The 19,528-nt window shown below is 66.1% G+C and carries 14 protein-coding genes; 5 read left to right on the plus strand and 9 right to left on the minus strand.

Going from position 1 to position 19,528, the window contains the following annotated elements; genetic code table 11:
* Positions 1-13: 13 nt before the first annotated feature.
* Positions 14-1,729, minus strand: a complete 1,716-nt coding sequence (rhlB, locus tag VZ068_RS18915; protein ID WP_349656159.1) for an ATP-dependent RNA helicase RhlB — start codon at positions 1,727-1,729, stop codon at positions 14-16.
* Positions 1,730-1,926: 197 nt separating this feature from the next.
* Here rhlB and trxA point away from each other — a divergent pair, with 197 nt between their 5' ends.
* Together trxA and rho are read left to right on the plus strand one after the other, a co-directional pair.
* Positions 1,927-2,268, plus strand: coding sequence for a thioredoxin TrxA (gene trxA, locus VZ068_RS18920; RefSeq protein ID WP_046964286.1), 342 nt, complete (start codon positions 1,927-1,929; stop codon positions 2,266-2,268).
* A gap of 217 nt (positions 2,269-2,485) precedes the next feature.
* On the plus strand, positions 2,486-4,327 hold the full coding sequence (gene rho / locus VZ068_RS18925) for a transcription termination factor Rho (protein WP_349656160.1): 1,842 nt from the start codon (positions 2,486-2,488) through the stop codon (positions 4,325-4,327).
* Between the two features lie 241 nt (positions 4,328-4,568).
* On the opposite strand, the gene VZ068_RS18930 is transcribed toward rho, so the two are convergent.
* Genes VZ068_RS18930 through VZ068_RS18940 form a run of 3 tightly spaced genes read right to left on the minus strand, consistent with a single transcriptional unit; the run spans position 4,569 to position 8,199 of the window.
* Complete coding sequence (locus tag VZ068_RS18930) at positions 4,569-5,441, minus strand: hypothetical protein (protein ID WP_349656161.1); 873 nt, start codon at positions 5,439-5,441, stop codon at positions 4,569-4,571.
* Positions 5,442-5,500: 59 nt separating this feature from the next.
* Positions 5,501-7,240 (minus strand): bifunctional isocitrate dehydrogenase kinase/phosphatase, encoded by a 1,740-nt coding sequence (gene aceK, locus VZ068_RS18935; RefSeq protein ID WP_349656162.1) that lies wholly within the window; start codon positions 7,238-7,240, stop codon positions 5,501-5,503.
* On the minus strand, positions 7,237-8,199 hold the full coding sequence (locus VZ068_RS18940; protein ID WP_259163553.1) for a LysR substrate-binding domain-containing protein: 963 nt from the start codon (positions 8,197-8,199) through the stop codon (positions 7,237-7,239). Before VZ068_RS18940 ends, aceK begins: the two co-directional genes overlap by 4 nt.
* A gap of 102 nt (positions 8,200-8,301) precedes the next feature.
* Between VZ068_RS18940 and VZ068_RS18945 the strand changes: the two genes are divergently transcribed.
* A complete protein-coding gene (locus tag VZ068_RS18945; protein ID WP_259163555.1) occupies positions 8,302-8,550 on the plus strand; it encodes a hypothetical protein in 249 nt (82 codons plus the stop codon).
* 79 nt (positions 8,551-8,629) lie between these two features.
* On the opposite strand, the gene VZ068_RS18950 is transcribed toward VZ068_RS18945, so the two are convergent.
* The 5 genes from VZ068_RS18950 to VZ068_RS18970 form a co-directional block, all read right to left on the minus strand.
* The gene (locus tag VZ068_RS18950; protein WP_349656163.1) at positions 8,630-10,861 is read right to left on the minus strand and encodes an NADP-dependent isocitrate dehydrogenase; all 2,232 of its coding nucleotides are present in this window, start codon (positions 10,859-10,861) and stop codon (positions 8,630-8,632) included.
* A 367-nt stretch (positions 10,862-11,228) separates the two neighbouring features.
* Positions 11,229-11,783 carry a hypothetical protein gene (locus VZ068_RS18955; RefSeq protein WP_349656164.1) on the minus strand — a complete coding sequence of 185 codons (555 nt, stop codon included), beginning with the start codon at positions 11,781-11,783 and terminating at the stop codon, positions 11,229-11,231.
* Between the two features lie 118 nt (positions 11,784-11,901).
* Positions 11,902-12,195: a LysM peptidoglycan-binding domain-containing protein gene (locus tag VZ068_RS18960; RefSeq protein ID WP_349656165.1), complete on the minus strand. Its 294-nt coding sequence runs from the start codon at positions 12,193-12,195 to the stop codon at positions 11,902-11,904.
* A 103-nt stretch (positions 12,196-12,298) separates the two neighbouring features.
* Positions 12,299-13,114 carry an NADPH-dependent 7-cyano-7-deazaguanine reductase QueF gene (gene queF / locus VZ068_RS18965; RefSeq protein WP_349656166.1) on the minus strand — a complete coding sequence of 272 codons (816 nt, stop codon included), beginning with the start codon at positions 13,112-13,114 and terminating at the stop codon, positions 12,299-12,301.
* Between the two features lie 173 nt (positions 13,115-13,287).
* Complete coding sequence (locus VZ068_RS18970; RefSeq protein WP_349656167.1) at positions 13,288-14,604, minus strand: M20 family metallopeptidase; 1,317 nt, start codon at positions 14,602-14,604, stop codon at positions 13,288-13,290.
* Between the two features lie 257 nt (positions 14,605-14,861).
* Between VZ068_RS18970 and VZ068_RS18975 the strand changes: the two genes are divergently transcribed.
* Both VZ068_RS18975 and VZ068_RS18980 read left to right on the plus strand, forming a co-directional pair.
* Positions 14,862-16,100, plus strand: coding sequence for an efflux RND transporter periplasmic adaptor subunit (locus VZ068_RS18975; RefSeq protein WP_349656168.1), 1,239 nt, complete (start codon positions 14,862-14,864; stop codon positions 16,098-16,100).
* Between the two features lie 94 nt (positions 16,101-16,194).
* A complete protein-coding gene (locus VZ068_RS18980) occupies positions 16,195-19,443 on the plus strand; it encodes an efflux RND transporter permease subunit (RefSeq protein WP_349656169.1) in 3,249 nt (1,082 codons plus the stop codon).
* Positions 19,444-19,528 lie beyond the last annotated feature (85 nt).

A 19,528-nucleotide genomic window follows, 5' to 3' on the forward strand; every position in this document is an offset into this window, starting at 1 on the left:
ATGCCGCCAGCGGTCAGTTGCCCGAGACCAGCGAACGCAGGCGGCGACCGATCCTGCTCAGCAGCGACGGGCTGCCGCCCGGCTTGGCGGCGGCACGCACCGGCTTGGCGACCACCTGGGTCGGCTTGCGCGGCGCGGCGGGTGCAGGCACCGGCGTGGACGCGACCGGCTCGGCACCGTCGACCGGACGGCCGTTGCGACGGCGGCGGCGCTTGCGCGGTGCGCGCTCGCCATCGGCCACCACCGTCGATGGCGCCTGTTCCGCCGCTGCCGTCACTGCGGGCACGGCAGCGGCGGCCGGCGTCGCGGCCGTCTCGCCTTCCACACGCGGCTTGCGACGCGGACGCGGCTTGCCATCGGCACTGCCACCGTCGCGACGACCGCCGCCACTGCCGCTGCGCGATGCACCGCCCGGACCGCTGCGACCACCACCACGGCGCTGCTCTTCGGCCGCACGCTGCTCGCGCGCTTCGCGGAAGATCGTGCCCACGCTGTCGCCAGCGTCATCGTCGGCCTCTTCACCTTCCACCGGCGTGCGCGGCGTGCGCGGCAACGGGGTCAGCAGTTCGGTGGTCACCGGCTCGACCGGGATCTTCTGCTCAATGTATGCCTCGATGTCCGGCAGGCTCATCGCGTAGCGCTCGCAGGCGAAGCTGATCGCATCGCCCTCTTCGCCCAGCCGCGCAGTGCGGCCGATGCGGTGCACGTAATCTTCGGCGTCGAACGGCAGGTCGTAGTTGTAGACGTACTTGACCCCGTCGATATGCAGACCGCGCGCGGCCACGTCGGTGGCGACCAGAATTTCGAGCTGGCCCTTCTGGAAGCGGTTGAGCAGCGACTCGCGCTTTTTCTGCGGCACGTCGCCGGACAGCACACCGACCCGGTAACCGTGGCGCTCCAGGGTGCGCGCCACCCGCTCCACGAACGCCTTGGTATTGACGAACACCATGGTGCGCGCGCCTTCGCTGCGCGACAGCAGGCCCAGCAGCAGCGTCTGCTTCTCTTCGTCGGACGGGAAGTAGATGCGTTGGCGCACGCGTGCGGCGGTGATGGTCTCGGTCTCGACCACTAGCTTTTCCGGCTCGTTCATGTGCTCGTAGGCCAGCTCCAGCACGCGGTGACTGAGCGTGGCCGAGAACAGCAGCGTCTGCCGGGTACCGCGCTCGGGCATGCGCCGCAGCAGGAAGCGGATGTCCTTGATGAAGCCCAGGTCGAACATGCGGTCGGCTTCGTCCAGCACGCAGATCTCGCAGGCATGCAGCGAGACCACCTTGTGCTGCTTGACGTAGTCGATCAGCCGCCCGGGGGTGGCAATGATCACGTCCACGCCCTGCTGCAGCAGCTCGCGCTGCTTGTCGTAGTCCACCCCGCCATAGACCAGCGCAAAGCGCAGGCCCAGGTCGGCGCCGAACTTGACCGAGTCCTTGTGGATCTGGATCGCCAGCTCGCGGGTGGGCGCCAGGATCAGCGCGCGCGGATCCTCCGGCTTGCGGTCGGCCAGCGCCGGGCGGATCAGCAGGCGGTTCATCACCGCCACCAGGAACGCCAGCGTCTTGCCGGTGCCGGTCTGGGCCTGGCCGGCGACATCGCCGCCCGGCAACGCGACCGGCAGGGTCAGCGCCTGGATCGGGGTACAGCGGGTAAACCCGGCGCTCTCCAGCCCGGCAACCAACGCCGGATGCAGGTCGAACGAGGAAAAAGTCAAATCGGTCAGCGGTTTGTCGCTCATTATTCCGTCTTCGTGAGGCGCCCTGGGCAGCCCGGGCGCGGCTTGCATCGATGCCGACAGCGTCGCAAACTGCGGCTCTTGTGGCGGACAGCGCGGCTTCAGGACTGACACTTGATTCAGTCGCGCAATGCCCCAGTTTAACGCAATGTGGCGGCCTGCCCGATCGGGTGGGCCGTTTGGTTTCCAGGAGACCCAACGTGAGCGACAAGGTTCAACATGTCGGCGATGCCGACTTCGATACCGCAGTACTGCAATCCGGCGAACCGGTTCTGGTGGATTTCTGGGCCGAGTGGTGTGGCCCGTGTAAGATGATCGCACCGGTGCTGGACGATCTGGCCGATACATACCAGGGCAGGCTCAAGGTTGCCAAGGTCAATGTGGACCAGAACCGCGCCCTGGCCATCAAGTACCACGTGCGCTCGATCCCGATGCTGCTGCTGTTCAAGGACGGGCAGGTGCAGGCGAGCCAGATCGGGGCGGTCGGCAAGGGCCAGCTGACCCAGATGATCGACAAGACCCTGGGCGGCGCGGCTGCCTGAGTGAATGGGCGTCCAGCGATGGGCGCCCCGCGGTTCGCCGGCAGTTAAACCCTGCCATGGCCGACGCTTGCGCGGTTGCGCGCTGCGGTGATAGTGTCAGTTGGTCCGGCACACGTTCGTGCGCCGCCGTACCCCTCTAGAAACCTCTTCTAGACTCCCATCTACCAATAGTTCGCCCCCCAGCCGGGCGCTCGCACCTTAGCGAGGAATCACGCACTTGTCCGATCATCCTTCCTCCGATACCGGGAGCAGCGTCGACGCTCCCGTCGAGAAGCGCGCGCGCAAGCCGCGCGTGAGCAAGACCGCCATCGCCCATGACGATGCCGGCGCACAGCAGCCCAACCTGCCCTTGCCCGCCAGCCCCGCACCCGACGCTCCACGCGCCCCGCAGGCACCGTCGCACGCTGCCGACTCGGCACCGGCGCAGACGTCCGGCGATGGCGCAGGCGCAGGCAACGCCTCTGGCTCCAGCCAGGGCGGCGACAATCACGGCGAGCCCCGCGAAGGCGGCCAGTCGCAGCAGCAGCGCTTCAATCAGGCGCAGCAACAGCAGAACCAGAATCAGGCGCAAAGCCAAGGTCAGGGCCAGGGACAAAACCAGGGCCAGGGCCAGGGCCAGAACCAGCAAGGCCAGGGGCAGAACCAGCAGGGCAATCGCCGCGACCGGTTCCGCAACCGCCGCGACCGCGGTCCGCGCGATCGGTTCGGTAACGAAGGCGGCGGCATGCCGTCCTCCGACGGCAGCAACGAGCCGTTCATCGCGCGTCCGCATCCGGCCGTTCCGGAGGGCTTCCCGGTCTATTCGCTGAGCGATCTCAAGCGGATGCCGGCGCAAAAGCTGCTGGACATCGCCGATCAGCTCAACATCCAGGAAGGCGTGGCACGCGCGCGCAAGCAGGACGTGATCTTCGCCCTGCTCAAGGTGCTGACCCGTCACGGCGAAGGCGTTGCCGCCGACGGCGTGCTGGAAATCCTGCCCGACGGCTTCGGCTTCCTGCGTGCCGCCGAAGCCAGCTACCTGGCCGGCCCGGACGATACCTACATCTCGCCCAGCCAGATCCGCCGCTTCAACCTGCGCACCGGCGACCACCTGTCCGGCCGCATCCGCTTCCCCAAGGACGGCGAACGCTATTTCGCGCTGTCGATCGTGGACACCATCAACGGTGAGCCGCTGGAAGCCAGCAAGAACAAGGTGCTGTTCGAGAACCTGACCCCGCTGTTCCCGCGTCGCCGGTTCCGTCTGGAACGTGGCGATGGGTCCACCGAGGACATCACCGGCCGCATCCTGGATCTGATGGCGCCGCAGGGCAAGGGTCAGCGCGCGCTGATCGTCTCCCCGCCCAAGGCCGGTAAAACGATGATGATGCAGCAGGTGGCCACGGCCATCACCACCAATCATCCCGAAGTGCACATGATCGTGCTGCTGATCGACGAGCGCCCGGAAGAAGTGACCGAAATGCAGCGCACCGTGCGCGGCGAGGTCATCTCCTCCACGTTCGACGAGCCGGCCGCGCGCCACGTGCAGGTCGCCGAGATGGTGATCGAACGGGCCAAGCGCCTGGTCGAGCACAAGAAGGACGTGGTGATCCTGCTCGACTCGATCACCCGCCTGGCACGCGCCTACAACAACGTGGTGCCCAGCTCCGGCAAGGTGCTCACCGGTGGTGTGGACGCCAATGCGCTGCACCGTCCGAAGCGCTTCTTCGGCGCGGCGCGTAACGTGGAGGAAGGCGGCTCGCTGACCATCATCGCCACCGCGCTGGTCGAGACCGGCAGCAAGATGGACGAGGTGATCTACGAAGAGTTCAAGGGCACCGGCAACAGCGAAGTGCATTTGAACCGTCGCATCACCGAAAAGCGCGTTTACCCGGCGATCGACATCAACCGCTCGGGCACGCGTCGCGAAGATCTGTTGATCGAGCCGGAGCTGCTGCAGAAGATCTGGATCCTGCGCAAGCTGCTGCACCCGATGGACGAAATCGCAGCGATGGAATTCCTGCTGGACAAGATGAAGACCACCAAGTCCAACGACGAGTTCTTCAGTTCGATGAAGCGCTGAGGTCGGTTTGCGTCAGCGCCAAAAAAAAGCCCCGCATTGCGGGGCTTTTTTGTGGGCGGTATTTGCGTCAGCCCATGCGCTTGGTTTTCCGCATTCGATCGCGATTGTGCGGTCGATGCCGAGCGACTGCGCCCTGGTTGCGCGCCATGCCGGTGGCCGTCGGATGGTTGACTCCCGGAAAAACGGATCCGCGACACCGGCCACAGCGATCCGACTCGCCAGAAGGACTCCGGGCGGACCCTCAGCCTTCCTGCAGCGGCGTGATCAGGCGCACGCCTTCGCCGCGTACGGAAAACAATCCCGAGCCTGGCAGTGCGTCCGGGCTGTCGGTCGCTGCGGTCGTCTCGCTCTGCGCTCGCCAGGACGCGCTCTGGCGCGGACCCGGCAGATACGACTGCCATTTTTTCTGCTTGGCATCCAGGTCCTTCTCCGACGCGGCGATGTCGAATGTCACCGGCACGCGCATCTCCCAGAACGGCGCATTGCGCTCGGGCCCGGCCGTGGGCGGGGTAAACGTCCAGCTGCGCGCCTTGGCCATCGAGGCATCGGCAAATTCCTTGCGCCAGCGCGCACGCTTGGACTCGGGAACCAGTGCGGTGAGGTTGACCTGTTCGGCAGCCACATCCTCCACCTTGCCATCGCGTCCGATCTTGAGCAGCAGATAGACCACGCCGGTCGCCCCGCCCCTGAAGGCATTGACCGGATAGGGCGGCGGCGCCATGTCCTTGGCCTGTGCGCCATCCCCTTGCTCGGCCTGACCGCCGAAATGCGCGCTACGGATCGACACCTGGTACTGATTGTCTTCGGCAGGCTTGGCGACCAGCAGCAAGCTCATCGGCAGCCGCGCCGGCAAGGCATTGCCGTCGTCCTTGACCGGATCGAACCGCCACGCCGCCACCGAATGCTTGATCCGCTCGCGAACCGCGACAGGCAAACGCTCCTCGTCGGCGAGCGTTACTGCCGTCACGGTGCCGTCCGGCGTCAGCGTCAACTCGCCGGTGACATTCATGCTCACCTCGATCTGCAGACGCGTAGTGTCCGGCTTGGCGTGCGCAACGCCCATCGCTGCCAGCGAAAGGAGGATGCCCAGACCTACACGTTGCTTCCACTGCATTGCCGTACTCCATTGGTTGAAGGCACGTTTTACCAGCCTGCCGCTGCAAACGGAACGGCCTAGGCAAGCCGGCGCGATTCTGCGTAGGGCGGTGTGTCCGGATAATCGTCCTCGCGCAGCCTTGCCTGCAGGTCGCGCCACCACTGCGGGTCGAACAGTTCCGGGTGGATGTGCTTGACCGCTTCCAGTTGCGAGGATGGCAAGCCCATGAACAGCGCGAAGCGCTCGGGGAAGACGTCGCGTGGGCCGACATGGAACCAGGGTTCGGCGGCCATCTGTTCTTCGTAGGTGGTGGGCGTGGGCCAGTCGCGAAAGGTGCACTCGGTGATCAGGCACAGCTCGTCGTAGTCGTAGAACACCGCACGCTGATGTCGGGTGATACCGAAGTTCTTCAGCAGCATGTCGCCGGGAAAAATGTTGTTGCGCGCCATGTCCTTGATCGCCTGGCCATAGTCCAGCGCGGCGGCATGCGCAGCCTCGGGCAGTTGTTCGCGCAGGTACAGATTGAGCGGGCGCAAGCGCCGTTGCACGTAGCACAGCGCAATCAGTACATCGTCGCCGTCTTCGCTCAGGCTCATCGCGCAGCTGGTCTGCAGCTCTTCCAGCAGCGTGGGCGAGAAGCGCGATCTGGGAAAGCGCAGGAAACGATACGGCTGCGCGTCGAGCAGGCGGCCGATGCGATCGAGCTGGAACACCAGTTCGTATTTGCCTTCCACCTGCGCGCGACTCATGGTCTTGGGGTAGGCAAAACGGTCGCGAATGAGCTTGAACACCAGCGGATAGCTGGGCAGCGTAAACACCACCATGACCATGCCGGGCGTGCCATCGGCATGCACCAGCTGCTCGGACGGCTGGGCCTGGAAATGGCTGAAGAACGTGCGATAGCGCTCGGTCTTGCCCTGCTTGGCGCGGCCGAGCATGGTGTACAGCTCGTCGACCGGCTTGTGAGTAAGCAGGCTGCGCAGGAAGACCACCGCATCGCCAACCGTGGACAGGTCGGCTTGAAAATAACTGCGCGAATTGCTGAACAGTTGGGCGACATCGCTGCGCCTGGTCAACACCGCTTCGGCGCGCAAGCCGGCATCGTCGTTGACCAATGCGATGACGCATGGTGAAAACCGGTGCTCGCCGAATACACGCCCGACCAGATACGCGCGACGCTCGCGATAGAACACCGTCTCGAGCAGCTCGACGCTGCGCACCGGGTGCTCGCCCCAATGCGCCAGGTCGTCGAGCAGACGCACCGCAATGGCCGCCGCACAGCGGGTGCGGTGCGCATACGGCACCGCGAATGCGTAATCGCCCAGCACGCGCACCAGCATGTCGGTCAGCCGACCTGGCGACACGGCGTAGGTATGCCGCGCCACCGGCACGGTGATGGCGTCGGTGGGTTCGATATCCAGCGCGATGAATTCGATATCGGCATCCACGCCGTGGGTGCCGAAGTAACGCCGCGTCAGCGTGTTGTAGAAGGTCTTGTACAACTCCTGGTCGATCAACCCGGCCAGCAACGCGGCGTAATGACTGCGTGCGCGCATCCACAACGCGCGGTCGTGCGCCTGCCCCAGCAGCACGGCACGCAGGCGCAGCATGCATTCGCTGATGTACTGATCGTAGAGCGCGATACGAGCGACGGCATCGTCGCGCGCGCCGCTCCAGTCGCGCATTTCGAAGCGCTGCTTGGCGCGTGCGGTGATCTCGGAAAACCGCGCGTGGTAATCCTCGAACGCTTCGTACACCGCGTGGGCGATCGCCAGCGCGCGGCGTTCGGATTGGGGCGGTAACGGCAGCTGGTTCATGGCGGCAGTGTCCTTGCGCGCTTGCGGCGATGCGTGGTGGGCGGCAGCACGGCAGACGGTGCGGCCATTGCCTGCTGCGCGTGCTCGGCATGTTCGCGCGCCTGTGCCTTGAGCCACTGGCGAAATGCCAGAAAACCGGTGTGCGTGGCCGAACGCTGCGGGTATACCAGGTAATGCGACCAGGTGGTCTTGAGCCGTTGCGCTGACAGCGCCACCAGCTGGCCGGATGCCAGCAACAGGCGTGCGCGGGTCACCCGCCCCATCGCAACCCCGACGCCATCCAGCGCGGCACGGTGATGGGACTCGGATTCGTCGAGCACCGCGGCATACCGTCGCGGCGGCTCGCCCCCGAAGGTCGCAAACCAGCGCGGCCAGTCGCCATCCGGGTCGCCCAGCAGCGGCCATCGCTGCAGCGGCTGCGCATCGATGCCGCCCATGCGTGCGATCAGCGACGGGCTCGCCATCGGCACCAGCCATTCGTCGAACAACGGTTCGGCGATCACGCCCGGCCACTGTCCGGCACCGATGCGCATGGCCGCATCCACCTGCGGCTGGCGTTCGAAGTCCACCAATCGCTCGCTGGAAAACAGATTGATCTCGATGGTGGGATGGGCGGCCAGAAAATTGCTCAGGCGCGGCACCAGCCACGCCGAGGCCATCGACGGCGTAATGCTCAGGGTAAGCGTGTCCTCGCGGCGTGCAGCGAACGGCTGGAATGCGTCGGCGATCGCATCCAGATGCGGAGCGATGCGATCGAGCAATTGCTGCCCCTGCGGCGTGGCGCTGACGCCGCGCGCGTGCCGCTGCAGCAACCGATAGCCCAGGCGTTGTTCGAGTGCACGCACCTGGTGACTGAGCGCACTGACGGTCAGATGCATCGACGCGGCAGCGCGCGAGAGATTGCCCAGACGCACCGCACTGACGAAGCCCTGCAATGCGTGAAGCGGCGGACGCGACATGGCTCACCCTTGAATGGAATTCAACGCTGACTTGCAAAAGCCTCGCTTTTGCATAGCCAAGCCTGCGCCTACTGTGGCTTCCACTCAAGTGGGAGCAGGATCATGCGCATCTTTACCGAGTTGCTGTTCCAGCACGGGCACATTGCCGACGTGGCGCTTGCAAGGCAGTTGGCGGAGGCGGAGATCGCGATGGACGTGGCAACGGACGCCAGCGCCGAACCGGCAGCACAGACCGCGCAGAGCGCACCGGTCGCGGCCGAGCCTGCGCCTCGCAGGAACGCCGAAAAAAGGATGGCGCGACGTGCGCGCCAGCTGGTGCGGGCGATGACCGCACTGTCGCCCTTTCGCTGAAACGACGGGGCCCGCCTGGTGGCGAGGCGGGCCCTGACGATGGTACTGGACTGGACGCACCGGCACGCGGTGCGCGGGCTCAGGCCTTCAACGTGGCCAGCACGTCATTGAAGGTCTTGCTCGGGCGCATCGCCTCGCTGACCTTGGCCAGGTCCGGGTGGTAGTAGCCACCGATCTCGACCGGCTTGCCCTGCGCCCCGTTGAGCTCGGCCACGATGGCGGCTTCGTTCTCGGTCAGCGCCTTGGCCAGCGGTGCGAACTTGGCCTGCAGGGCAGTGTCCTCGGTCTGCGCAGCCAGCGCCTGTGCCCAGTACATGGCCAGATAGAAGTGGCTGCCGCGGTTGTCGAGTTCACCGACCTTGCGCGCCGGCGACTTGTTGTTGTCCAGGAACTGGCCGTTGGCCACGTCCAGCGCCTTGGCCAGCACCGTGGCCGACGGATTGTTGTAGCGGTTGCCCAGATGCTCCAGTGATGCGGCCAGCGCCAGGAATTCGCCAAGCGAATCCCAGCGCAGGCAGTTCTCTTCGACGAACTGCTGCACGTGCTTGGGCGCCGAGCCGCCGGCACCGGTTTCGAACAGGCCGCCGCCGGCCATCAGCGGCACGATGGAGAGCATCTTGGCGCTGGTGCCCAGCTCCATGATCGGGAACAGGTCGGTGAGGTAGTCGCGCAGCACGTTGCCGGTGACCGAGATGGTGTCCTGGCCCTTGCGGATGCGCTCCAGCGAGAAGGTGGTGGCCTCCACCGGCGGCAGGATGCGGATATCCAGACCGCTGGTGTCGTGATCCTTCAGGTATTTCTCGACCTTGGCGATCACCTGCGCGTCATGCGCGCGTGCCTTGTCCAGCCAGAACACGGCCGGGGTATCGCTCAGACGTGCGCGCTCGACCGCCAGCTTCACCCAGTCCTGGATCGGCGCGTCCTTGACCTGGCACATGCGCCACAGATCGCCAGCTTCCACCGCGTGTTCGAACACCGTCTTGCCATTGGCATCGGTGACCTTGACGGTACCGGCCGCCGACAGCTGGAAGGTCTTGTCGTGCGAGCCGTATTCTTCGGCCTTCTGCGCCATCAGGCCGACATTGGGCACCGAGCCCATGGTGGCCGGGTCGAACGCACCATGCGTGCGGCAGTCGTCGATCACCGCCTGATACACGCCGGCATAGCAACGGTCCGGAATCACCGCCTTGGTGTCCTGCAGCTTGCCGTCGGCATTCCACATCTGACCGGAGTCGCGGATCATCGCCGGCATCGAGGCGTCGACGATCACGTCGCTGGGCACATGCAGGCTGGTGATGCCCTTGTCCGAATTGACCATGGCCAGGCCCGGACGCTGCGCGTATTCGGCCTGGATATCGGCCTTGATCTGCGCCTGCTGCGCTTCCGGCAAGGTGCCGATGCGGGCGTACAGGTCGCCGATGCCGTTGTTCGGGTCAAAGCCCACCGACTTCAATGCCTCGGCATGCTTGCTCAGCGTGTCCTTGTAGAATTCCCCGACCACCACACCGAACAACACCGGGTCGGAGACCTTCATCATGGTGGCTTTCAGGTGCACCGAAAACAGCACGCCGGAGGCCTTGGCATCGGCGATCTGCGCGTCGATGAAGCTGGCCAACGCACGCTTGCTCAGCACGGCGGCGTCGACGATCTCGCCGGCCTTCACCGCGACCTTGTCCTTGAGCACGCTGCTGCTGCCATCGGTACCGACGAATTCGATCGTCAGCGTACCGGCGTCGGCCAGCGTGGTGGACTGCTCGCTACCGAAGAAATCGCCGGCGTCCATGTGCGCCACGTGCGACTTGGAATCGCTGCTCCACTTGCCCATGCGGTGCGGATGCTTGCGTGCGTAGTTCTTGACCGACAGCGGTGCGCGGCGATCGGAATTGCCTTCGCGCAGCACCGGATTCACTGCACTGCCCTTGACCTTGTCGTAGCGCGCCTTGATGTCTTTTTCGGCGGCATCCTTGGGCTCGTCCGGATAGGCCGGCAGCGCGTAGCCCTGGCCCTGCAGTTCCTTGATGGCAGCCTTGAGCTGCGGCACCGAGGCGCTGATGTTGGGCAGCTTGATGATGTTGGCTTCCGGCGTGGTGGCCAGCTCGCCCAGTTCGGCGAGGTCGTCGGCGATTTTCTGCTCCGCGCTCAGGCTGTCGGGAAACAGCGCCAGGATGCGTCCGGCGAGCGAGATATCGCGCGTTTCGACCACGATCCCTGCGGTATCGGTGTAGGCATCGATGATCGGCAGCAGCGACTGCGTGGCCAGGAAGGGAGCTTCGTCGGTGAGCGTGTAGAGGATCTTCGGTGTCTTCGACATGAGGTGCGATGGCTCTTGTGGTCGGGAGGAGCGCCGATGCCCAGCGACGTTGACGTTGGCGTGCGCGACGGGGGTCGCTGGCGGCACGCCGATCGGCCAGCGCGATGGACGCGGCATTGGATCAGCACGGCATTGTCGCGTCTGAGCCGCGCCCGGGTAAAGCGACCACAGGCGGACGCTTCATCCCGCCACACGGCCAATCGACATGGATGCAGCTGTAACGAATCCATTGCCGAATCGACGCACAGCAAAAAGGCGCAATCACGCGATCGCGCCTTTTGCTGCAACGTGATGCAAGCAGACGTCACCGGCTGCAGATGGGACGATGCCGGGACGCGACGCCGTCGCCACCGACCGCCTATGTCAGCTACTTCACCGTAATGGTCTGCGGATTGCCCGCAGGCTTGCCGTCGACCATGGCCTGCGCGGTGTATGTCCCGGCCGGCCAGCCATCGGGCTTGCTGAAGCTGAGGTTGGTGGTTTCTGCGCCAGTGGTGGTCAGCGTGGCGTTCTGCTCGCCGGCAACCTGGCCATCCTGATAGGTGAGCTTGGCCGATACGGGCACATTGCTCGCGCTGCCATCGGTCTTGACCGACACGATGATGGTGTCCTTGGTGCCGATGGTGGCAGACGGGGTCACTGTCTTGTCGGCGGCGGCAGTGGTCCCGACTGCAACGCTGGACACGCTGACGGCGGAACCCGTCGCCGCTGCGGTGTCGGTGCTGGCCGCGCCGGTCGCCGTGCTCTGGCCAGCCTGATCGCTGGCCGGCGGCGTGGCGGCCGGGCCTGGCATCGCCTCCGTGGCAGCCCCGGAAGTGGGATCCTTCGAAACGCTGGCGTCGTCATTCTTCTTGCAGCCGGACAGTGCAAGCACGCCGGCAAGGGCAATCACGAGCGTGCCTGAAACGGATTTAGTACGCATGGATCAATCTCCGAATATCGAAAAGAACAGGGTTTCTGGAGTGTCTTGGTTTCTGGTGTGTCTTGCGCGATTCCCGGCAGCGCGCCACGAACCATGCAATGCGGTGACTCGCCGGCCGCTACGCTTTGTGCGGCAACCGCAGCATCTGCCCCGGAAAGATCTTGTCCGGGTCCTTGAGCGTTTCGCGGTTGGCTTCGAAAATACGCGGCCACAATGCGCCGTCGCCGAGGTGACGTTTGGCGATGCTGGACAGACTGTCGCCTGCCTGCACAGTGACCGATTCCTCGACCAGCTCTGCGGTGCTCTGCACGCTGGTGCGCACGTTGGAAAAATCCGGAGCGGGCGTCACTTCGGCGGTGCTATCGACCGTCGACGTCACATTGGAGAAATCTGGTTTCTTATCGGCACTCATTGCTGCATTCCTTCGTGCATCACGAAGCTTGCAGGGTGCGTGCAGCGCTGTTAAGCATGGATCGCGCCACCGTGAAGCTGGCGCGATCCCGGAACGGGCATGGTTACTGGCGCAGGTCGCGAAAGATCGACAGCGGTGTCGGCACGCTGGGCGAGCTGCGCAAGGGGTTGATGTCCAGCCCGCCACGGCGGGTGTAGCGCGCCTCGACCACCAGCCACTGCGGCGCGCAGCGGAGCAGCACGTCGTTGAAGATCCGCTCCACGCATTGCTCATGAAACTCGGCGTGGTCGCGGAAACTCACCAGATAGCGCAGCAGGCCTTCGCGGTCGATCGGCGCGCCGCGGTAGCGCAGCGTGACGCTGGCCCAATCCGGTTGGCCGGTGACCGGGCAATTGGATTTGAGCAGGGCCGAGGTCAGCACTTCTTCGGTGAGCGGTTGCGCGTGCGCCGACAGGTACGCGGCATTGGGCGGGCCGTAGTCGTCGATGCTGACGTCCAGCGCGTCGATCGATTCGCCCTCGCCGACCGCATCGATCGGCGGCAGACCGAAGTCCACCGTCACATCGGCACCGGCGCGTGTGGACAGGTCGGTGGCGATGCGGGTGCGCACCGCTTCGGCACTGTTGAAGCGGGTGGCATTGAGCGAATTGAGATACAGCTTGAGCGACTTGGATTCGATCAACGACGGCGACTCGCAGGGGACGTTCAAGGTGGCCGTGGCCACGCAGGGCTTGCCCTGTGCATCGAGCCAGCTGAGTTCATAGGCATGCCAGCGATCGCGCCCGATGAAGGGCAAGGCGCCGGTCAGGCCGATCGCCTCGCGCCCGGCCGCGCGCGGAATTGGAAACAGCAGCGACGGATCGTAGCCACTGGGATAGGCGACCTCACGACCGAGGGTGGAATCTTCTGGGGTATTCATCCCGCCATTTTAGGCCGGGCGGGCTGGCCGTGAGCTATATGGCGGATGCTGGAGCGAGCTGGCGACAGAAGCAGCGGGCCGTCAAGCGGCCCGCCACCCCACACGATCACCAACGCTCAGCGGAAACCGCGCAACTGCGCACGATTCCCCATTCCCCATTCCCGACTCCCGATTCAGCCAGCCTCACCCTGGTGCAGGTAATCCAGCGACACCTGCAACAACGCGCGCAAGCCCACATCCAGCGACGATTCGTCGAGCAGGAACTGCGGCGAGTGATTGCTGGGCGCGGTCGCCGGGTCGATGCCCTTGGCGGTGGAGCCGACGAAGAAGAACATCGACGGCACCTGCTGGGCGTAGAACGAAAAGTCTTCGGCGCCCATCTGCAACGGCGGCTCGTAGACATTGTCGGCGCCCACCACGGCCTGCAGGCTGGGCAGCATCTTTGCGGTCAATGCAGGGTCGTTGACGGTGGCCGGGTTGCCGGGCTGGTCCGGTACCTGCGCCTCGACCTTGGCCCCGTGGGCGGCAGCGGTGTGCTCGGCCACCGTCTTGAGGTCGGCGAAGATCTGCTGGCGCATGGCTTCGTCGAAGGTGCGGATGGTGCCGACCATTTCCACGTCGTCGGGGATGATGTTGTAGCGGATGCCGCCCTTGATCGCGCCGAAGCTCAACACTGCCGGCTGCTTGGACAGGTTGGCACGGCGGCTGATCACGGTCTGCGCGGCGCCGATCATGTCGGCGCTGGCCACGATCGGGTCGATGCCGTTCCACGGCGCCGAGCCATGCGTCTGGCGGCCGATCATCTTGATCGCGAAACGGTCCGAGGCCGCCATCAGCGGGCCGCTGCGCACCGCGATCTTGCCGGCCTGCACGCTGGAGAACACATGCAGGCCGAACACCGCCTGCGGCTTGAAGTCGGCGAACAGGCCTTCCTTCAGCATCAGCGACGCGCCGCCCTCTTCGTTGCCCGGTGCGCCTTCCTCGGAGGGCTGGAAGATCAGCATCACCTCGCCGGGCAGCTGCTCGCGCATGCCGACCAGCGCTTCGGCCACGCCGAGCAGGATCGCGGTGTGGGCGTCGTGGCCGCAGGCGTGCATCACCCCGACCTGCTCGCCGCGGTACTCGGCGGTGACCTTGGAGGCGAACGGCAGGCCGGTCTGCTCCTTGACCGGCAAGGCATCCATGTCGGCGCGCAAGGCGATCTTCGGCCCCGGCTTGCCACCCTTGATGATGGCCACCACGCCGTGATGGGCGATGCCGGTGCGCGGCTTGAGGCCGAGCTTGCGCAGCTGCGCGGCCACGGTGGCGGCGGTGCGCTCCTCGCGGTTGGACAGTTCCGGGTGCTGGTGGAAGTCGCGGCGCCACTGCACCAGCTTGGTCTGCAACGGCGCGGCAGCGGCCTGCACTTCGGGCCGGGGCGTGGCCTGGGCGGCGGCGAGCGTGGGCAGGGCGAGCAGTAGCGCGCTGGTCAGCAGGCGGGAGTGGCGCATTGGCAATCCTCTAAAGATGATTGCTTAATGTAGTGCACCCGCGCAGCTGGCGGGTTGCGGTGGGGCCCGATTCAGTCCAGCGGTCAACCGCAGTCGCAGTGGTACGTTGCCGCTGCACTGCGCCCATGAATGGCGCAGATGTCGCGCCCGATGGCCCGTTACTTCAGTAACGTTCAATCCGTCAGGCGCGGCGATATGCTTCGCATAGCCGCCCCACGGTCGCCCCAGGCGCCCGGCCCGCCCTCAGGAGTTGTCGCATGTCGCGTTTTTGGAAGATCACACTGCTGGTCGTAGCGGTGCTCGTCGTGGTGTTTGTCGCAATGCGCATGATGGGCGGGGGCGATCACGGCAAGCGGGCGGACGCGCCGGACGGCAATGGCACCGAAAACAGCGGCCCGGTGCCGGTCACGGTGGTGGCTGCCACCACCCAGGACGTGCCGGTCTATGCCAGCGCGCTGGGCACGGTCACCGCGCTCAACACGGTCACGGTCAGCCCGCAGGTCGGCGGCCAGCTGATGAGCCTGAATTTCAAGGAAGGCCAGGAAGTGAAGAAGGGCGAGCTGCTGGCGCAGATCGACCCGCGCACGCTGCAGGCCAGCTACGACCAGGCGCTGGCGGCCAAGCGCCAGAACCAGGCGCTGCTGGCGACCTCGCGGGTGAACTACCAGCGCTCCAACGACCCGGCCTACAAGCAGTACGTCTCGCGCACAGACCTGGATACCCAGCGTAACCAGGTGGCGCAGTACGAGGCGGCGGTGTCGGCCAACGATGCGCAGATGCGCTCGGCGCAGGTGCAATTGCAGTTCACCCGCGTCACCGCGCCGATTGACGGCATCGCCGGCATCCGCTGGGTGGACGTGGGCAATATCGTCAGCGCCAGCTCCACCATCGTCACCCTGACCCAGATCCGCCCGATCTATGTGTCCTTCAACCTGCCCGAGCGCGAGCTGCAGGCCGTGCGCAGCGGCCAGGCGGCGTCGCCACTGGGCGTGGCGGCGCTGGATCGCGGCGATGCGCACGTGATCAGCGGCGACGGCAAGCTGGAGGTGATCGACAACCGCATCGCCGCCGACAGCGGCACCTTCGGCGCGCGTGCGATCTTCGACAACACCGACAACGCCTTGTGGCCGGGGCAGTTCGTCAACGTGCGGCTGCAGCTGCGCACCATCTCCGGCGGCACCGTGGTGCCCACCCAGGCGGTGCAGCGCGGCCCGGACGGCGATTACGTCTACGTGGTGGGCAACGACAACACCGCGCAGATGCGCACCGTGGTGCAGGGCGTGGAAGTGGACGACAGCCATGTGCAGGTCACCAAGGGCCTCAAGCCCGGCGAGCGCGTGGTCACCGAAGGCCAGTTCCGGCTCAAGCCGGGCAGCAAGGTCAGCGCGCTCAAGCCGGGCGAAACCCCGCCCGAGCCGACCGAGGCCGAACTCAAGGCAGCGCAGGACAAGCAGAAGGGCGGCGGCGGCGGCCGTCGCGGCGGCGGCCCGCGCTAATGCCTGACCACTGGCGACGGGACACCCCGCCGCCAGTGCGCGTCGGCGCCCTGTGCGCCGGCACCGATTGACGTCTTCAGCAAGGATTCCCCCCGTGGGCTTTTCGACCATCTTCATCCGCCGCCCCATCGCCACCTCGTTGTTGATGGCGGGCGTCCTGCTGCTGGGCATCCTGGGCTATCGGCAATTGCCGGTGTCGGCGCTGCCGGAAATCGACGCGCCCAGCCTGGTCGTGACCACCCAATACCCCGGCGCCAACGCGACCACCATGGCCTCGCTGGTGACCACGCCGCTGGAGCGCCAGTTCGGGCAGATCTCCGGGTTGCAGATGATGACCTCCGACTCGTCGGCGGGCCTGTCCACCATCATTCTGCAGTTCTCGATGGACCGCGACATCGACATCGCTTCGCAGGACGTGCAGGCGGCGATCCGCCAGGCCACCCTGCCCTCGTCGCTGCCGTACCAGCCGGTCTACAACCGGGTCAATCCGGCCGATGCGGCGATCCTCACGCTCAAGCTCACCTCCGACTCGCTACCGCTGCGCGAGGTCAACCGCTACGCCGATGCGATCCTGGCCCAGCGCCTGTCGCAGGTGCCGGGCGTGGGTCTGGTGTCGATCGCCGGCAACGTGCGCCCGGCCGTGCGCATCCAGGTCAACCCGGCGCAGCTGTCGAACATGGGCCTGACCATGGAGTCGCTGCGCAGCGCGCTGACCCAGACCAATGTCAGCGCGCCCAAGGGTTCGCTCAACGGCAAGACCCAGTCCTACAGCATCGGCACCAACGACCAGCTCACCGACGCGGCGCAATACCGCGAGACCATCATCAGCTTCGCCAACGGCCGCCCGGTGCGCCTGGCCGATGTGGCCAACGTGGTCGACGGGGTGGAAAACGACCAGCTCGCCGCCTGGGCCGATGGCAAGCCGGCGGTGCTGCTGGAGATCCGCCGCCAGCCCGGCGCCAACATCGTGCAGACGGTGGAGCAGATCCGCAGCATCCTGCCGCAACTGCAGTCGGTGCTGCCGGCCGACGTGCACCTGGAGGTGTTCTCCGACCGCACCGAAACCATCCGCGCCTCGGTGCACGAGGTGAAGTTCACCCTGGTGCTGACCATCGCGCTGGTGGTGGCGGTGATCTTCGTGTTCCTGCGCCGGCTGTGGGCCACCATCATTCCCTCGGTGGCGGTGCCGTTGTCACTGGCCGGCACCTTCGGGGTGATGGCGTTCGCCGGCATGTCGCTGGACAACCTGTCGCTGATGGCGCTGGTGGTGGCGACCGGGTTCGTGGTCGACGATGCGATCGTGATGATCGAAAACATCGTGCGCTACATCGAACAGGGCAAGAGCGGGCCGGAGGCGGCCGAAATCGGCGCCAAGCAGATCGGCTTCACCGTGTTGTCGCTGACCGTGTCGCTGGTGGCGGTGTTCCTGCCACTGCTGCTGATGCCGGGCGTGACCGGGCGGCTGTTCCATGAGTTTGCGTGGGTGCTGTCGATCGCGGTGGTGATCTCGATGCTGGTGTCGCTGACGCTGACGCCGATGATGTGCGCCTACCTGCTCAAGCCCGACGCCCTGCCCGAAGGCGAGGACGCGCACGAACGCGCCGCCGCCGCCGGCAAGACCAACCTGTGGACGCGCACCGTGGGCGCCTACGAGCGCAGCCTGGACTGGGTGCTGGCGCACCAGCCGCTGACCCTGGCGGTGGCGATCGGCGCAGTGGCGCTGACCGTGGTGCTGTACGTGGCGATCCCCAAGGGCCTGCTGCCCGAGCAGGACACCGGCCTGATCACCGGCGTGGTGCAGGCCGACCAGAACGTGGCCTTCCCGCAGATGGAGCAGCGCACCCAGGCGGTGGCAGCAGCGCTGAAGAAGGACCCGGCGGTGACCGGCGTGGCCGCCTTCATCGGCGCCGGCACCATGAACCCGACGCTCAACCAGGGTCAGCTCGCAATCGTGCTGAAGACCCGTGGCGACCGCGATGGCCTGGACGAGGTGCTGCCGCGCCTGCAGAAAGCCGTGGCCGGCATTCCGGGCGTGGCGCTGTTCCTCAAGCCGGTGCAGGACGTCACCCTGGACACCCGCGTGGCGGCCACTGAATACCAGTATTCGATCTCGGATGTGGACAGCACCGAGCTGGCCACCTGGGCCGGGCGCATGACCGAGGCGATGCGCAAGCTGCCCGAGCTGGCCGATGTGGACAACAACCTGGCCAACCAGGGACGTGCGCTGGAGCTGAGCATCGACCGCGACAAGGCAAGCATGCTGGGCGTGCCGATGCAGACCATCGACGACACGCTGTACGACGCCTTCGGCCAACGCCAGATCTCCACCATCTTCACCGAGCTCAATCAGTACCGCGTGGTGCTGGAAGTGGCGCCGGAATTCCGCAGCAGCACCGCGCTGATGAATCAGCTGGCGGTGGCCAGCAACGGCAGCGGCGCGCTGACCGGCACCAATGCCACCAGCTTCGGCCAGGTGACTTCGTCCAACTCGTCCACCGCCACCGGCGTGGGCAACCAGAACACCGGCATCGTGGTCGGCGCCGGCAGCATCATTCCGCTGGCCTCGCTGGCCGAAGCCAAGGTCACCAATACGCCGTTGGTGGTGAGCCACCAGCAGCAGCTGCCGGCGGTGACCATCTCGTTCAATCTGGCGCCGGGGCACTCGTTGTCGCAGGCGGTGGCGGCGATCGAGAAGGCGCGCGAAGACCTGAAGATTCCGACCCAGGTGCATGCGCAGTTCGTCGGCAAGGCCGCCGAATTCACCGGCAGCCAGACCGATATCGTGTGGCTGCTGCTGGCCTCGATCGTGGTGATCTACATCGTGCTGGGCGTGCTGTACGAAAGCTACATCCACCCGCTGACGATCATCTCCACGCTGCCGCCGGCCGGCGTCGGTGCGTTGCTGGCGTTGATGATGTGCGGGCTCAGCCTGTCGGTGGACGGCATCGTCGGCATCGTGCTGCTGATCGGCATCGTCAAGAAGAACGCGATCATGATGATCGACTTCGCCATCGACGCCCGCCGCGAAGGCGCCAACGCGCACGAAGCGATCCGGCGCGCCTGCCTGCTGCGCTTCCGCCCGATCATGATGACCACCGCCGCCGCGATGCTGGGCGCGTTGCCGCTGGCGCTGGGCACCGGCATCGGCTCGGAACTGCGTCGCCCGCTCGGCATCGCGATTGTGGGTGGCCTGTTGCTGTCGCAGCTGGTCACGCTGTACACCACCCCGGTGATCTACCTGTACATGGAACGCGCCGGCGAGCGGCTACGCGACTGGCGCGCGCGGCGTGCCGCCCGCCGCGACGGCGTACCCCCGGCCTCCACCTCGGAGCGCCCGGCATGATGACCGGCGCAGCGATGGCTGATCGGCCTGCCTGCTCACTGCATCGCCTTCCCGCACGCGCGTATGGCAACTGCGCTGGCGGTTG

This window comes from Xanthomonas sp. 10-10, assembly GCF_040182365.1.
Taxonomy (GTDB): domain Bacteria; phylum Pseudomonadota; class Gammaproteobacteria; order Xanthomonadales; family Xanthomonadaceae; genus Xanthomonas; species Xanthomonas arboricola_F.

What these genes read in the sequence shown, in the direction of transcription:
- VZ068_RS18950 (WP_349656163.1), bottom strand. Translation starts at nt 10,861, where the DNA reads ATGTCGAAGACACCGAAGATCCTCTACACGCTCACCGACGAAGCTCCC.
- rhlB (WP_349656159.1), bottom strand. Translation starts at nt 1,729, where the DNA reads ATGAGCGACAAACCGCTGACCGATTTGACTTTTTCCTCGTTCGACCTG.
- VZ068_RS18945 (WP_259163555.1), top strand. Translation starts at nt 8,302, where the DNA reads ATGCGCATCTTTACCGAGTTGCTGTTCCAGCACGGGCACATTGCCGAC.
- queF (WP_349656166.1), bottom strand. Translation starts at nt 13,114, where the DNA reads ATGAATACCCCAGAAGATTCCACCCTCGGTCGTGAGGTCGCCTATCCC.
- VZ068_RS18940 (WP_259163553.1), bottom strand. Translation starts at nt 8,199, where the DNA reads ATGTCGCGTCCGCCGCTTCACGCATTGCAGGGCTTCGTCAGTGCGGTG.
- VZ068_RS18960 (WP_349656165.1), bottom strand. Translation starts at nt 12,195, where the DNA reads ATGAGTGCCGATAAGAAACCAGATTTCTCCAATGTGACGTCGACGGTC.
- aceK (WP_349656162.1), bottom strand. Translation starts at nt 7,240, where the DNA reads ATGAACCAGCTGCCGTTACCGCCCCAATCCGAACGCCGCGCGCTGGCG.
- VZ068_RS18975 (WP_349656168.1), top strand. Translation starts at nt 14,862, where the DNA reads ATGTCGCGTTTTTGGAAGATCACACTGCTGGTCGTAGCGGTGCTCGTC.
- VZ068_RS18970 (WP_349656167.1), bottom strand. Translation starts at nt 14,604, where the DNA reads ATGCGCCACTCCCGCCTGCTGACCAGCGCGCTACTGCTCGCCCTGCCC.
- VZ068_RS18930 (WP_349656161.1), bottom strand. Translation starts at nt 5,441, where the DNA reads ATGCAGTGGAAGCAACGTGTAGGTCTGGGCATCCTCCTTTCGCTGGCA.
- VZ068_RS18955 (WP_349656164.1), bottom strand. Translation starts at nt 11,783, where the DNA reads ATGCGTACTAAATCCGTTTCAGGCACGCTCGTGATTGCCCTTGCCGGC.